The following is a 15,603-nucleotide window of genomic DNA, read 5'->3' as shown; positions in this document are numbered from 1 at the left end:
GTAATTAAGATTTGGTTAAAATTATTTTGGCGTTGTCATTTCTGGAAATTTGCTCCATAAAAAGGCGGAATTCATCGTATTCTTTGTTGGTGTACAACCCTTTTTTCAAAAAGAATTTTCGTTTGTAAACGATAGTAGCATTGTCTTTTTTTACAATTTCCGTTTTATACTCACCGAACTTTCCATTAATTTCAACATTTCCTGGAAGAAATTCAATTGAAAAATTAGCAGGTAAGGCTATTTCGATTTCATCAATATCAACCGAACCGCGTTGAATTTCAAAAGGACTTTTTCGATTTCGGATTCGTTTTATACTTTGAGTAAATTGATTGTACGCATTTACGGCAAACATCATTTTATTGGCTGAAAAGTTGCCGTAATTTGAAGCGGTTATTTCTACATTTTCTGTGAAACTTATTTTATCACTATCGTTTTTGAAAGTGACTTTTTTAATTTTCAAATTGTTTATGGTGCTCCAATAGTCTTTGTAAAAAGTTTCCATTTCAGTTGGAGAAAGTTTATCATTATGAAATTTTTGATTGTATTGGGAACCTTCGGAAACAATACCAATTTTTCCTGAAAAATCTCCGTTTTCAGAAATGGAATAGGTACCTTTACTCATCTGAGCATTTCCCATATCTTCATATATTTTAGTATGGACAATTTCACCTCCTTCGGGTTTAATTACTAAAACGTTTCTGTCATCCGTAAAAGTTCCTTGATAACCAAAAGGATCGACTTGACTAGTACATTCTAAGAAAATGTAATTATCTTTATGAGGGACTGCCAAAATCATATGATTTCCTTGCATTGAAACAAAATCAATTTCTACATCACGCTTTTGTGGGCTACCATATAAAACCACATTGTAAGAAGGTACATCTACTGAACTTAAAAGTGCTTTGGTATAATTACTCAATGCCTTACAATCTCCATATCCCAAGCGATCTACATCACTTGCCAACATTGGTTTCCATCCTCCTATTCCTACTTGAACACTAACATATCTTGATTTTTCCTGAACATATTTATAAATAATTTGTGCTTTCTTGATTGGGTCGGTTTCAGTACCAACAAGAGTTTTAATTTTCATTATAGTTTCTTCTGGCAAATCTGTAGTGCTCGATAGGATTTTTTCATTATACCATTTTCCAAATTCCAACCAAGTTTTAGCTGTTCCATCTACACCTTCTAATTGAAATAACTCTAATCCCAATAGTACTTTTGGGAAAAGCCTACTAATAGAAGGGCTTGCTGTTTCTTCTTTTTGGGCTAACATTTTTGTTACTACATAAGTAAGTTGCTTTGAAGTATCTCCTGTTTTTACAATCTTAAAATTTGAAAAATTGTATTCTTTGTATTTAAATCCAAGGTTTGATGGATAAATTACATTAAGCGTGCTTTTTTCTATACTTACACCATAATCAGTCAAAGGCATCCATTGCGGAATGAAAGCTGTATTTGAAGATTCAATTTCACTTTCAAAAACAACTGTAAATGGATATTGAATTGGAGTATAATCCAAATAAATATAGCGGCTTTCAGCGAATAACGTACTCCCACTAACGGCACTTACATCCCTGAAATCCCCTCTTTTTATTCTTTTAATTTCTTTTCCAAAAGCATCATAAACTATTGCCAATATACTCTTTACTGGACTTGATTTGTTATAATTTTCATAAGCTTCAACAGCGTCAAAACCTTTTTCATTCAAAACAGTTACCACTCTCTTGGTCTTGATATTCATACTGCGCTGAGACGCAATAACGATATCAATTTGGTTCAAACGAACAACAGCATTGGCGTTTTCTTTGAGACTGTCCGAAATAGTCAGGGCACTGTAATCGTTTTTTTGAGCAAAAAGAAATGATGTGATAAATAAAAAAACAACCGAAATAATGGAAGTAAATTTGTAGGACATAAAAAAGTTTTAGTCCCGAAATATAAGAAAATTTAGTTTAAATAAAAGCTAAAGTTATTCTTTATTTTTACTATCCATCTGTATTGTAACAGGCCCGTCATTGAGTAACATCACTTTCATATCGGCTCCAAAAATGCCTGTTTGCACTTTTTTTCCAAGTCCCTTTTCCAACTTTTTTATGAAATTCTCGTATAGCGGAATGGCAACTTCTGGTTTTGAAGCCTTTATATACGAAGGGCGATTTCCTTTTTTGGTAGAAGCATGCAGTGTAAATTGGCTTACCACAATAATATCACCATCAATATCTTGAACGGATAAATTCATGACGTGATTTTCATCATCAAAAATACGGATCTTGGTAATTTTTCCCACCAACCAGTCGATATCTTCTTGTGTATCTGCATCTTCAATTCCTATCAAAACAAGTAGACCTTTTTGAATATCGGCTACTATGTTATTGTCGATAGTCACGGAAGCGGAGGAAACTCTTTGTAGAACAACTTTCATTTTCTAATTTTAAAATAGATGTGATAATTTAGACGCGATAAATCACGTCTCTACTATTCTCTAGATTTATCGCTAATGATTCTATCCTCGTTGTAATCATCAGTGCGATAATGCTCGTCATCACCTTCTAGTATTTTGAGGTAACTATTGTAACGAGACCAAGCGATTTCATCTTTTTCTAAAGCCGTTTTTATAGCACAATTTGGCTCTTCTTTGTGCAAACAATTATTGAACTTACATTGGTCTTTCAATTTAAAAAATTCTGGAAAATAGCCACTTATTTCTGCTGGATCCATATCGACCATTCCAAAACCTTTGATTCCTGGAGTATCAATAATTTTGGCACCAAAAGACAAATCATACATTTCGGCAAAAGTAGTGGTGTGCTGTCCTTGCTTACTGGCTACCGAAATTGTTTTGGTTTTAAGATGCAAAGAAGGTTCCATAGCATTTACCAGAGTAGATTTTCCCACACCAGAGTGACCAGAAAACATACTTACTTTGTCTAACATCATTTCTTGCAAAGCTTCAACACCTTTCTTTTCGGTTGAAGAAACTCTCAAACACTTGTATCCAATTTCTTGGTACACGTGCTGCATGTACAACTGCTCATCCAGTGTAGCATCATCCAAAGTGTCTATTTTGTTAAAAACCAAAATAGCTTCGATGCCATAGGCTTCTGCTGTGACCAAAAAACGGTCAATAAAGTTGAATGTAGTAGGAGGATTATTAATCGTAACCAATAAAAAAACACGATCAATATTAGATGCAATAATGTGCATTTGATGTGATAAATTCACCGATTTACGTACAATGTAATTCTTTCTATCGTGAATATTATGTATCGTTCCAGTAATCGTATCCGATGATTCTTCAAGTTCATAATCGACAATGTCCCCCACAGCAATTGGATTGGTGCTTTTAATTCCTTTGATGCGGAATTTCCCTTTCATACGGCATTCTATAAAATCACCTTTTTCCGATTTTACGGTGTACCAACTTCCTGTAGATTTGTATACGAGTCCTGTCATTATTAATTTAAAATTTAGATTTTAGATTTTTAGATTAAACCTAAGACGTTGCAAAGATAAAGGATTTATGATTGTAGATTAACGATTTTAGATTTATGATTTTGGAATGCATCAAAACAAACAAAAAATCCGAAAACTAGAAGGATTTAAGATTGAAGATTAGCGATTTTAGATTTGTAAGACTTCCTAAATAAACAAAAAAATCCCAAAACCTGAGCCTTGGGATTTATTAAAATCTAAATTTTTCGACTCCTGAAATCAAAAATCGTTAATCTTCAATCTAAAACCTAAAATCTTCTTACGAATTCAAGACTTTTTCTTGATGTCCAATACTTTCTTGGTGAATGTTTTTGAATAATTTAACTATAAATTCTTCTGTCAATCCTTTTTTAGCTCCTTCGGCAACCATTTTTTCTTGGATTTCATTCCAACGGTTGTTTTGTAGAATAGCCACGTTATTGTCTTTTTTTACCTGTCCAATTTCATCAGCTACTTTCATTCTTTTTCCTAATAATTCTAATAAATTCGCATCAAGTACGTCAATATTAGCTCTTAGCTTAGTCATTTTATTAGTAAATTCGTCAGTATCACCACTCACTTTTCTGACTTTCAAATCTTTGAAAATTTGTTTCAAAGCGTCTGGAGTCACTTGTTGAGCTGCATCAGACCAAGCATTTTCTGGGTCGTGGTGCGTTTCGATAATCATACCGTCGTAATTTAAATCCAATGCTTCTTGAGTCACTTCAAGAATCATATCGCGGTTTCCGGTAATGTGTGATGGATCTATAATTAATGGTAAATCAGGGAATTTATTTTGCAATTCGATAGCAATTTGCCATTCTGGAATGTTTCTGTATTTTGTTTTCTCGTAAGTAGAAAACCCTCTGTGGATAACTCCCAATTTTTTGATTCCAGCAGCATACAAACGCTCTACACCTCCCAACCATAAAGCCATATCTGGGTTTACTGGATTTTTAATCAAAACTATTTTATCTGTTCCTGCCAATGTATCAGCAATTTCTTGAACAGCAAACGGATTTGCCGTTGTACGAGCACCAACCCATAAAACATCAATATCATTTTCTAAAGCCAATTTACAGTGTGCTGCTGTAGCCACCTCCGTACCCATAAGCAAACCTGTTTCTGCTTTGGCTTTTTTCAACCATTTCAATCCAATTTCACCAACACCTTCAAATCCTCCTGGACGCGTTCTTGGTTTCCAAATACCCGCCCTAAATACGCTAACGTCCGAGTCTTTCAATTCATGAGCAATTCTTAAAACTTGCTCTTCTGTTTCAGCACTACAAGGTCCTGCAATTACAAGTGGGTGAGACAATTTGAATTCGTTCAACCAATCTCTCATTTCTTTCTTGTTTTCCATCTTTTCTTAGTTTTCCCCATTCCAACACTTCTGTTATCGTGAATGGATGATTGTTTTTAATTACTTACTACTTTTATTATTTAATTCTTCTTATTCTATTTTAAATCTAAAGTATTACTGCAAACATATTGCTTATTACTTTTTGACATTCATTCCGTTTAATATTTCTTTTATTCTGTTTACGCTTTGCATTTCGTTAAAAATCGCTTCGTAATCATCATTAACCAAAAGATCTTTGAATTTGGATAAATTAGAAATATATTCTTCCAATGTTTTTACAACTTGTTTTTTGTTTTGTTTAAAAATCGGCGTCCACATTGCCGGTGAACTTTTGGCCAAACGAACGGTACTTTCAAAACCAGAACCTGCCATGTCAAAAATATCTTGTTCGTCTTTCTCTTTATTAATTACCGTTTTTCCCAGCATAAACGAACTGATATGAGATAAATGCGACACATAAGCAATATGTTTGTCATGTGATTTTGGATCCATGTATCGGATTCTCATTCCTATTGCAGTAAATAGCAACAATGCCTTTTCCTGTAATTTGAAAGTCGTTTTCTCGACCTCACAAATGATGTTCGTTTTCCCTTGAAACAAGCCTTTTATCGCCGCCGTTGGGCCAGAAAATTCCGTTCCCGCAATAGGATGCGTTGCAATAAAGTTCCTTCTCTTTGGATGATTGGCAACCGCTTCGCAAATTGGAATTTTGGTCGAACCCACATCAAAAACAATAGCCGAATCTGGAATTAAATTCAACACAGTTGGCAAAACCACAATCGCCGTATCTACTGGAACCGAAACAATCACTAAATCTGCTTTTCCCAAATCATCAAAAGTGGCCGCTTCGTCAATAACTCCAAGCGCTATTGCTTCCTGCAAATGCTTTTCGTTGCTGTCAATTCCGAAAATTTTGTTGTTAGGATTCAAATCTTTAGCATCCAATGCTATTGACCCTCCTATTAACCCAACACCTATTACGTATATGTTCATTTTGTTTAAATATCAATGTCAATTGCAAAAATCAATAACAATTATAGTCTAAAATCTATCAATTGCTTCTTGTACCTTTTCTTCTTTTACACAAAGTGCAAATCGGATGTACCCTTCTCCATTGTTTCCAAAAATAGTTCCTGGAGTAATAAAAATAGATTTCTCGTATAATATTTTATCTATAAAATCCTCGGCAGATTCAATTCCTTCGGGCAATTTTGCCCAAACAAATAGTCCAACACCTTCTTTGTATACTTCACAACCTAGTTTCTCTGCTAATTGTTCCGTAAGTACACGGCGTTTTTTGTAAACGGCATTCATAGCGTCAAACCAAGACTGATCACTTTTTAAAGCTTCAATAGCTCCTTTTTGAATTCCGTAGAACATACCGCTGTCCATGTTGCTTTTTACTTTAAGAACGGCGTCAATCAGCGTTGCATTACCCAAAACCATTCCAACTCTCCAGCCTGCCATGTTGAAGGTTTTACTCAAAGAGTTCAATTCTAATGCCACTTCTTTGGCTCCCTCCACTTGCAATAAGCTCATTGGTTTATCATTCAAAACAAAACTATACGGATTGTCATTGACCAATAATATGCTGTGCTTTTTGGCGAAAGCCACTAATTTCGCAAACAATTCCAAACTTCCTCTCGCTCCTGTAGGCATGTGCGGATACCCAATCCACATGATTTTTACTTTTGATAAATCCAGTTTTTCCAAAGCTTCAAAATCAGGTTCCCAGTTATTCGCTTCTTTCAAATCGTAATAAACAGGAACTGCACCAACTAAATTTGTCACTGAACTGTATGTCGGGTACCCTGGATTTGGAATCAAAACGTGATCTCCTTCATTCAAGAAAGCCATAGATATGTGCATAATTCCTTCTTTGGAACCAATTAAAGGCAAAATCTCCACAGCTGGATCTAAGGCAACTCCATAATTATTTTGATAAAAATCGGCCATTCCTTTTCTAAGTTCTGGCAATCCTTGATAACTTTGATATTGGTGTGCATTTTCATCCTGCATAGCAGAAACTACTGCATCTATAACCGCTTGTGATGGTTTTAAATCCGGGCTTCCAATTCCCATATTGATAATTGGTTTTCCTTCTGAGGCTAGTTGTCTCACTTCTCTCAACTTTGAGGAGAAGTAGTATTCTTCAATGATATCGAGACGTTTTGCTGTTGTAATCATGGTATTGTGTATTTTCCTCCCCCCAACCCCCTCCGAAGGAGGGGGAGCCGAAACCGGATAAGGAGATTTTTTATTTATTATTTACTAACTCTATTCCCTTCTGAATTTGCACTTTGCTTTTTGCTCTTTTTAAGGCTTTGTATTTTTATACTCTCCCAATACTTTAAAATATTCGGCCATAATGGTTAACAATGCTTTTGACTTGGCGTAATCTTCATATTTATCAAAAGTAACATCAACGAAAAAAGAATATTTCCAAGGTGTTTCTATTTTTGGTAACGATTGAATTTTGGTTAAATTCAATTTGCAGTCGCTCATTACATTTAGCACCGCAGCCAAGCTTCCTCGTTTGTGATCCAATTCGAATTTGATAGATGCTCTGTTGATTTCGTTTTCGTTCGCAAATTCTTTTTCCTTTTTAATGATAACAAAACGAGTCATATTATTGTTTATCGTTTGGATTTCTGGAGCTATAATTTCCAAATCATACATTTCCGAGGCTGTTTTGCTGGCAATTGCAGCAATTCCTGTTAGTTGTTTTTCGTGAATTCTTCTGGCGGTTTCGGCAGTATCTTTGTCTTCAACCAGTTTTATGTTTGGGTATTTTTTTAAGAATTCCATACATTGTAACAAAGCCATCGGATGGGAATGCACTTCTAGAATATCTTCTATTTTTTGACCTCTCAACGCCATTAAATTTTGGTGAATATCCAAATAATGTTCTCCTATAATGTGCAAATTGTTTTTGTCTATTAGTGCGTAATTTGGAATAATAGGTCCAGCGATAGAATTTTCAATGGCCATTACTGCCTGATCTGATTTTCCAGAAAGTAAACTCGCTACCAATTCCTCAAAAGACAGACATTCGTCCACTTCTACATTTTGATAAAAATAGTCTTGAGCCACTTGATGGTGGAAAGATCCTTTAATTCCTTGTATTGCAATTTTCGTTCTCATTGGGTCAAAAAAAAATCCTGATTTTCATCAGGATTGTATATTAGTTTTATTTGTTTTTTAATCTTTCAAATAACCATAGCACAATCCCTTACTTCCTAAAGAAGAAATAAAAAGAGTTGCTAAAATAAAAACGGTTAGTTGACATTGTGTGCTTTGTTTCAATTATTTATTGCAAATGTATAACATATTTTGAGTCAGCCAAAATAATAATACTGTTTTATGTAACAAAAAAAGATTTGTTTGTGAAACGTTGTTTCGACTGTTAATTCCATAAAAATAAGACTTTTTAAACAGCTATATTTATTGAATTCAAAACAAAAAATGAAACAACAAATGGCTATTTGGATAAAAAATAGTACTTTTTGAATTCCTTCCTTTATAAAGTTGATGAAAAACGGCACACTTCTGTTTTTAATCTAAAGGTGTTGTGTTTGCGTGAGGGATAGAGCAAGGCGCCAAAGCGCTCGTGATAGCCCGACCGTGTTGAGGAAAGGGGCTGAATGGGCGGTTCTACAAATAAGCCCCTTTTCTCGACAGGGTCACGCCCTGATTCTGAATTAAGTGATTTTTTTTGAAATCCAGTTTTTGCCTTCTGAAATTCTGGTGACGACCATTGCACAAACCAAATCGCCATTGGCATTTAATAAAGTGGCCATTGGGTCGACTAAAGTCCCTATAATCATGGCGGCCGGTAAGGCTTGTTCCATTGGGAATCCGTAAACGGTTATGGCGAGAATTTCTCCTATATACCCACCGTTTGGGATGCCACCTTCGACTACCGATACTATTATGGTGATTCCGATGGCGGTTAATATGGTGTAAGGGTCGGTTAAATCCTTGCCGAATAAAGCGAAAATAACCGCAATTTTAACAATCGACGACATACTGGAACCGTCTTTGTGTAAGGGTGCTCCGAGCGGAATTACAAGGTTGCGAATGTGACTTGGAATGTTCATTTGCTCGGCCGCTTCGAGATTGGCAGGAATGGTTGCGATGCTGCTGCAGGTTCCTACGGCGGTTAAAGCCGGTGTGATGTTCTTTTTCCAAAATAGTTTGAGTCCTTGATTTCCGCCTGAGAAGAAGGCGTACAAACTGAAAAATACAATGAAATAAAAGGCACAAACGGCATAATAAAGCGCCAATGGTTTGGCATAAGCTCCAAACAATTGCGGTCCAAAAATTCCAACCTGATACGCAAAATAAGCTCCAAGACCGATAGGCGCCGTTTTCATTATGAGGTGCAGTAATTGTTTCATTACTTCGTTACCTGAATTTAGGAATCGAGCAAAATCTTTTCCAGTTTCGCCTGCGCGCAAGGTTGAAAAACCGATTAGGAAAGAAAATAATATAAGTGCGAGCATATTTTTTCTTGACAATATTTCGTAGAAATCATTAACCGTAAGAAGCTGTGTGATTTGAGAACCCGTACTGCTTTCCTGAATGGTTTCTAAAGAGGTTTTTGAAAGTATTATGTCTTGATGAATTGGAAAAATCAATACCCCAATTAGCATTACAATGGCCGAAATAATTACCGTGGTCAAGAACACTCCGATTACTATTCCGAAGAGTTTACCGAGTTTCTCTGTTTTTTGCAAATTGGCAATGGAGGAAGCAATGGTGAAAAACACTAGCGGAATGATAGCCGTGAAAAGTAAATTCAGGAAGATGTCGCCTAATGGTTTTATGACTTCTACGCCATTTCCGAAAACTAAACCTAAGATGCTACCAACGGCTATTCCGCCAAGGAGTAATAGAATGCTGCTGTAATTTTTCAAAAAACTGCCTGAATTTGATTTTTTCATATTGGATCTGTTTGATTGTAAATATATAAATCTTAATGAGAAAATTCTAAAAATAAAAAGCATCCATGAATTCACGAATGCTTTTTTTATATTATAGAGAATAGGTATTAAAAGTTTTTGGAAATTCCTGCAGAAAAAGCTTGCCCAATTGTTATAGAAGTAGACTCCATATACGTTCCATCATCATAGTTCATCCTACTATAATCTATACCTCCAATATTAAAATTTAAAGCATAACCATTACTTATATTTAAAGAAATAGCTGGAAGAATTCCTACATGAAAACCATCACCAGTATTATTAGTGTTTGGTGGGTTATTCCCTCCATAATAACTGTTTGTCATTTTAGAATTATTGTACCCAGAACTTAAATCTGTATAAAAAACAAAAAGATTGCCTAATGGCTTAGAATATCTCAAAAACCCACCAATTGAATAAGCATTTGTCTTATTTTCATAAGAAGCACCTCCGTTTTTTGCAGTGGAAATTGAAGCAACTACACCTGCTGTCCAATTATCTTTGAACTGATAACCAATTTTAGGAGAAAATCCCCAAAAATTATACAACGTTTCATTATCACTTTTTAAAGAATAATAAGTAAAATTCCCAGATACCAGGTACGTTCCTTTTTGGGCATTTGCATAGCTTATAATAGTCAATGCAAGAATTACTAATGTTTTTTTCATAGTTTATTTGATTTGTTAAAAATTAATAAATCATTAACAATAATCGCGCCACAACTCGTGATTCTTAATTTATTTTTCATATAATTTTTATTTTATCTAAATTTCCTTAACCCTTTTGATTGTTGTCAATTAAAATATAATTTTTTAGCGTTTAATGAAGAACTATATATTTTCTATTTACTTTTGCAACAAACAAAGTTTTATGTCAATAGAAGTAAAAAACATTTCGAAAAATTACGGCACTCAAAAAGCATTGGACAACATTTCATTTGCTGTCAAAAAAGGAGAAATTGTTGGTTTTTTGGGGCCTAATGGTGCTGGGAAATCGACTTTGATGAAAATATTGACCACTTACATCAACGCCGATTCTGGTATTGCACTGGTGAATGGATTTGATGTAAACTCTCAGGAAAAATCGGTACAGCTTTCTATTGGTTATTTGCCGGAACACAATCCATTGTATTTGGATTTGTATGTGAGAGAATATTTGGCTTTTAACGCTGATGTTTATAAAGTAGAAAAATCCAAAATTGAAGAGGTGATTCAGCTGACGGGTTTACAAACCGAAAGCCATAAAAAAATAGGACAATTGTCTAAAGGATATCGTCAACGAGTGGGATTGGCCAATGCCTTACTGCACAATCCTGATGTTTTAATTTTAGATGAACCTACAACAGGATTGGACCCTAATCAATTGGTCGAAATCAGGAATGTGATCAAAAACGTTGGGAAAGACAAAACAGTTTTCCTCTCTACACACATTATGCAGGAAGTGGAAGCGATTTGCGATCGCGTGATCATAATAGATAAGGGGCAAATCGTTGCCGACAAAAAACTAGACAATTTAATCTCAGCCAATAAAGAACAAGTAATAGAAGTCGAATTTGATTTTAAAATAGAAGAAGAGTTTATTGCTCAAATTAAGCATCTTAAATCATTTAAAAACATACACGATTGCTTATGGGAGTTGACTTTTCTTTCAGATAAAGATATGCGACCAACCGTTTTTGATTTTGCTTATGACAATGGATTGAAGACTTTGCAACTGAATCAGAAAAACAAGAATTTGGAAGCTGTATTTAGGGAGATTACTAAATAAGTTGGCAGCGGTCCGTTTTTTAGTGGTAAGTCCGTTTGCAGATAAAAAAGAAAGCTCGTTTAAAATGGATTTAAACGAGCATTCTTTTTTATGTATATGGGTTAACCAAAATAATTGTTGATATTAAAAAAACTATAATTTATTAAATCCCCAACTTCAAAACACTCGCTTTCATTTCCTCTATAACCAACTGAACATCCAATTCATTCGTTCGCCAGTTTACAAACGAAGCTCGAATACCTTTTCGGTTTTGATACACCGTCGGAGTCATAAACACTTTGCCTTTATCATTGAGATGTGTCAAAAATAAATTTACTCTTTCTTGATTGTGGTCTCCCGCCAAAGTAAAACAGACGTTGTTGAGACGGGTTGGTGCTAATAATTCGAAGTTTTTATTTTGAGTAAGGAAGGTGTCAAATTGCAATGCCATGGCAACACTATTTTCTACAATGTCTTGAAATCCTTGTTTCCCATACGCCAATAATGAAAACCAAACAGGCAACGCTTTTAGACGTCGAGAATTTTCTGGCAAGAAATTTAAGTAACTAAAATTCTCTAGCGGGTCTCCCAAATACGGTGCATTCGAGTTTTGAAACGTTTCAATTTGAAGGTTTATATGTTGCTCTTTTACCAAATAAAAAGCACTTTCGTATGGAACATTCAGCCATTTATGACAATCAATAGTAATACTGTCAGCATTTTCCCAGCCGTGTACCAAATGTTTGTGTTTTGGGGAACACGCGGCGAAACCTCCAAAAGCAGCATCAATATGCCACCAAAAATTGTATTTCTCTTTGAGTTTTGTAATAGCACTGAAATCATCAAAATCGGCGGTATTGACAGTACCAGCACTTGAAATCAAAATAAAAGGCTGACCGCTTAAACTCTTAATATTTTGTTCTAAATCATCTATATCAATTGCCTCCCTATTTCCTTCGACTGTTTTTATTTTAGTGAAATTTTGACTTCCAATTCCTAACATCGACAAGGATTTTACCGAAGAGGAATGTGGTGTAGCCGTAAGAATATTTAGAGGAGTTGAAATCCCATTTTTAGCAATATCTTGATCCAGTTGCTTTCCGAACCATTGTCGAGCCACCGCCAAACAGGTAAAATTGGACATGGTAGCGCCTGTTACAAATCCTCCCAAGAATGATTTTGGCAAATCCAATAATTGCAACAATAAATTAATGGTTTCTATTTCAATCAAAGCCGAAACACCGCCTTGTGCTTTTGTGGCTTGCGCATTTGGGTCGTAAATAGTCGTTAACCAATCGCCAACAATTGAAGCGGGTGTTGCTCCTCCTGTTACAAAACCCCAATATCTTGGACCAGCCTGAGAAACCATCAAAGGCGCTAACCGCTGATTGAATTCTTCCAAAGCAGACAAGGCTCCCAAACCTGAATTATTAAGATTTCTATCCGTTGTTATAGAATTAGTAGTTGAAGTGGGAAGGGTATCAATAACATTAAGGAAATCAAGCCCTTGCTGTTTTACTTTTTCGAGAATGTTTTCAATATCTTTTAAATCTTGTTGGAGGACTGTGTTCATAAACTTTTAGTTTTGTGTAAGTTGGAAAATCATAGAAAAAGTAAAAAACCGTTTTAATAATTTATTGCTTTTGAAATTTAAAAATCTCAAAAATCAGATTAAGTTTTATAATCCTAATTTCTTTTTCAAATTTTCATAGCCATCATTATATTCCCAAAAAATTAAGCGATTATTTGCATAAGTTGTACAAATATATTTCTCACTAATAGACTGAATTCGATCTACAGAAATCATTTTTTTCTTTGGTGCTTGATCTTTTATATATTCCTCAATTTCTTTGTTGTTTGCATCAAAACCATGTAGAATTATATAATTTGAGACTGTAACTTCAACAAAACGTGGTTCATTTAATTTTTCTATACTCTTAAAACTTGAAAATAAAATTAACCCTATTGAAATTAGCAGAAAAAGTGTAATTCTTTTTAAATCTTTCATTTGTTAAATATTTTTCACAAACTTAATCATAATAATTAATACCAATATTGTTATTTTTGCACTTATTAATACCTAAAAAGTATAAGTATGGATTTAAGAAACTTAAATTACTTTCAAGTTCTTGCCGAAGAGCTCCATTTCGGTCGAGCAGCCGAAAGGTTAAACATATCGCAACCGCCACTGAGCAGAATGATAAAACAATTAGAGGACGAATTTGGTGTTTTATTATTTGAAAGAACAAAACGAAAAGTTCTTTTGACTTCAGCGGGAGAAGAATTGTTGATACAAACAAAACAAATGATTTCCCAAATGGCATTGATTAAAAAAAGATTAAAAATTGTCGGGAAAGGTGAAAGTGGAAATTTACTAATAGGATATGTTGGAGCAACAATGCACACTAATTTACCTAATCTATTGAGTTCATTTTACGATAATTTCCCCGAAATTAATATGAGTTTCGAAGAACAACCTAATATAAACTTAATACAATCTTTGAACAACGGAACAATGGATGTTGCCTTTGTCAGAACTTGGTTGAATCCTAAAAATTTAGAGGAAAAAATTATTTCAACTGAATCACTAATTGCAGTTTTGCCTGTAAAACATAATTTATCAAACCAAAAAGTCATTAAAATTAAGGATTTAGATAACGAAAATTTTATAAGCTTTGCTAGAGATTGCGGACCAACGATTTTTGATAATTTTTTAGAATTATGCTCAACATCAGGTTTTGCTCCAAAGATATCTCATCAAGCTACTCAATTAAATTCAATTTTACGTTTGGTCGAATGCGGTTTTGGAATTTCATTACTTCCAATGTCCATTTCCGAAAACAATAACTCAAAATTAAAATTTATTCAATTGGATAAACAAATCGAAAATATTCCTTTAATAATGTTGTACAGAAAAGAAAATTCAAATCCGAGTTTGGTACACTTGCTTCATAGTCTGTCAAACCAAATTTAAATTCAATACCAGAATAAAAATTAGACCTAACCCCCACAAAAAAACTCGATTGGTTAAAAATAACCAATCGAGTTTTTCAAATTGAAATTAATATTAACTATCTATTTAAAAAACCTGACTCGCTATCTGTCTGATATTTTCTGATTTTCCCATAGAATAATAATGCAGTACAGGAACTCCCGCCGCTTTCAATTCTATAGATTGCTGGATTGCCCATTCGATTCCGACTTGTCTGATTTCAGCATTGTTTTTGCATTTGTCAACAGCACTTATCAAATCTTCGGGCAAATCAATACGGAAAATTTGAGGCAATACTTGTAAATGTCTTTGTACCGCAATGGGTTTAATTCCCGGAATAATCGGAACATTGATTCCCATTTCTCTGGCTTTGGACACAAATTCAAAATATTTGGCATTATCAAAAAACATTTGAGTCACCACATAATCGGCTCCAGCATCTACTTTTTCTTTCAGCCTTTTTAAATCTGAAATTAAAGATGGAGATTCCAAATGTTTTTCCGGATAACCCGCAACACCAATACAAAAATCGGCTTTGTTGTCAATGTCCATTACGTCGTGCAAATATTTCCCATTGTTAAGTTCAGCAATTTGTGAAACCAAATCAACAGCATAATTATTCCCACCCACTTTGGGTACAAAAGATTGCTCGTCTTTCATAGCATCTCCACGCAATGCCATAACATTATTAATCCCCAAATAGTGACAATCCACCATCAAATACTCGGTTTCTTCCTTGGTAAATCCTCCACACAAAACATGGGGAACGGTATCAACATTGTATTTATGTTTGATCGATGCACAAATCCCTAGGGTTCCTGGACGCATTCTGGTCAGCTTTTTTTCTAATAAACCATTGCCTTTATCCACATAAATATACTCCTCACGGGAAGTGGTTACATCAATAAATGGAGGGTTAAACTCCATCAATGGGTCGATGTTATCGTATAATTCCTGAATGTTTTTTCCTTTTTGTGGCGGAATAATTTCGAAAGAGAATAACGTATCTCCTTTGGCGTTTTCTATATGTTGTGTTACTTTCATAGTCAGCCCCCTAACCC

The 15,603-nt window shown here is 34.6% G+C and carries 14 protein-coding genes; 2 read left to right on the top strand and 12 right to left on the bottom strand.

The features are described 5' to 3' along the window. Positions 1-4: 4 nt before the first annotated feature. The 9 genes from AC8GF4_RS07775 to AC8GF4_RS07735 all read right to left on the bottom strand — a co-directional run bounded on the left by AC8GF4_RS07775 (position 5) and on the right by AC8GF4_RS07735 (position 10,472). Positions 5-1,921 carry a DUF3858 domain-containing protein gene (locus tag AC8GF4_RS07775; RefSeq protein ID WP_506593684.1) on the bottom strand — a complete coding sequence of 639 codons (1,917 nt, stop codon included), beginning with the start codon at positions 1,919-1,921 and terminating at the stop codon, positions 5-7. Between the two features lie 54 nt (positions 1,922-1,975). Further along, the gene (gene dtd, locus AC8GF4_RS07770; protein ID WP_506593683.1) at positions 1,976-2,428 is read right to left on the bottom strand and encodes a D-aminoacyl-tRNA deacylase; all 453 of its coding nucleotides are present in this window, start codon (positions 2,426-2,428) and stop codon (positions 1,976-1,978) included. 53 nt (positions 2,429-2,481) lie between these two features. After that, a complete protein-coding gene (gene rsgA / locus AC8GF4_RS07765; RefSeq protein WP_506593682.1) occupies positions 2,482-3,459 on the bottom strand; it encodes a ribosome small subunit-dependent GTPase A in 978 nt (325 codons plus the stop codon). 298 nt (positions 3,460-3,757) lie between these two features. Next, positions 3,758-4,840 (bottom strand): chorismate mutase, encoded by a 1,083-nt coding sequence (locus AC8GF4_RS07760; RefSeq protein ID WP_506593681.1) that lies wholly within the window; start codon positions 4,838-4,840, stop codon positions 3,758-3,760. A gap of 135 nt (positions 4,841-4,975) precedes the next feature. Further along, the gene (locus AC8GF4_RS07755; protein WP_506593680.1) at positions 4,976-5,833 is read right to left on the bottom strand and encodes a prephenate dehydrogenase; all 858 of its coding nucleotides are present in this window, start codon (positions 5,831-5,833) and stop codon (positions 4,976-4,978) included. Between the two features lie 48 nt (positions 5,834-5,881). Then, a complete protein-coding gene (locus tag AC8GF4_RS07750; protein WP_506593679.1) occupies positions 5,882-7,027 on the bottom strand; it encodes a pyridoxal phosphate-dependent aminotransferase in 1,146 nt (381 codons plus the stop codon). Between the two features lie 129 nt (positions 7,028-7,156). Beyond that, positions 7,157-7,984, bottom strand: coding sequence for a prephenate dehydratase (locus AC8GF4_RS07745; RefSeq protein ID WP_506593678.1), 828 nt, complete (start codon positions 7,982-7,984; stop codon positions 7,157-7,159). Positions 7,985-8,541: 557 nt separating this feature from the next. Then, positions 8,542-9,786 (bottom strand): dicarboxylate/amino acid:cation symporter, encoded by a 1,245-nt coding sequence (locus tag AC8GF4_RS07740; protein ID WP_506593677.1) that lies wholly within the window; start codon positions 9,784-9,786, stop codon positions 8,542-8,544. Between the two features lie 107 nt (positions 9,787-9,893). After that, positions 9,894-10,472 (bottom strand): outer membrane beta-barrel protein, encoded by a 579-nt coding sequence (locus tag AC8GF4_RS07735; RefSeq protein ID WP_506593676.1) that lies wholly within the window; start codon positions 10,470-10,472, stop codon positions 9,894-9,896. Between the two features lie 202 nt (positions 10,473-10,674). Between AC8GF4_RS07735 and gldA the strand changes: the two genes are divergently transcribed. Further along, positions 10,675-11,571 (top strand): gliding motility-associated ABC transporter ATP-binding subunit GldA, encoded by an 897-nt coding sequence (gene gldA, locus AC8GF4_RS07730; protein ID WP_506593675.1) that lies wholly within the window; start codon positions 10,675-10,677, stop codon positions 11,569-11,571. Positions 11,572-11,713: 142 nt separating this feature from the next. Here the strand turns inward: gldA and AC8GF4_RS07725 are convergent, their stop codons facing one another. Both AC8GF4_RS07725 and AC8GF4_RS07720 read right to left on the bottom strand, forming a co-directional pair. Continuing rightward, positions 11,714-13,123 (bottom strand): pyridoxal phosphate-dependent decarboxylase family protein, encoded by a 1,410-nt coding sequence (locus tag AC8GF4_RS07725; RefSeq protein ID WP_506593674.1) that lies wholly within the window; start codon positions 13,121-13,123, stop codon positions 11,714-11,716. 105 nt (positions 13,124-13,228) lie between these two features. Continuing rightward, positions 13,229-13,558, bottom strand: coding sequence for a hypothetical protein (locus tag AC8GF4_RS07720; RefSeq protein ID WP_506593673.1), 330 nt, complete (start codon positions 13,556-13,558; stop codon positions 13,229-13,231). A gap of 87 nt (positions 13,559-13,645) precedes the next feature. On the opposite strand from AC8GF4_RS07720, the gene AC8GF4_RS07715 reads away from it, so the two are divergent. Then, positions 13,646-14,524 (top strand): LysR substrate-binding domain-containing protein, encoded by an 879-nt coding sequence (locus tag AC8GF4_RS07715; protein ID WP_506593672.1) that lies wholly within the window; start codon positions 13,646-13,648, stop codon positions 14,522-14,524. Positions 14,525-14,629: 105 nt separating this feature from the next. Here AC8GF4_RS07715 and metF read toward each other — a convergent pair whose 3' ends face one another. After that, positions 14,630-15,586 (bottom strand): methylenetetrahydrofolate reductase [NAD(P)H], encoded by a 957-nt coding sequence (gene metF, locus AC8GF4_RS07710; protein ID WP_506593671.1) that lies wholly within the window; start codon positions 15,584-15,586, stop codon positions 14,630-14,632. Positions 15,587-15,603: the final 17 nt, after the last annotated feature.

Origin of the sequence: Flavobacterium rarum (SeqCode), assembly GCF_965234445.1 — a bacterium.
GTDB classification, from domain to species: Bacteria; Bacteroidota; Bacteroidia; order Flavobacteriales; family Flavobacteriaceae; genus Flavobacterium; species Flavobacterium rarum.
Note: the sequence above shows the minus strand (reverse complement) of the source record. Positions and strands in the feature narration are given on the sequence as shown.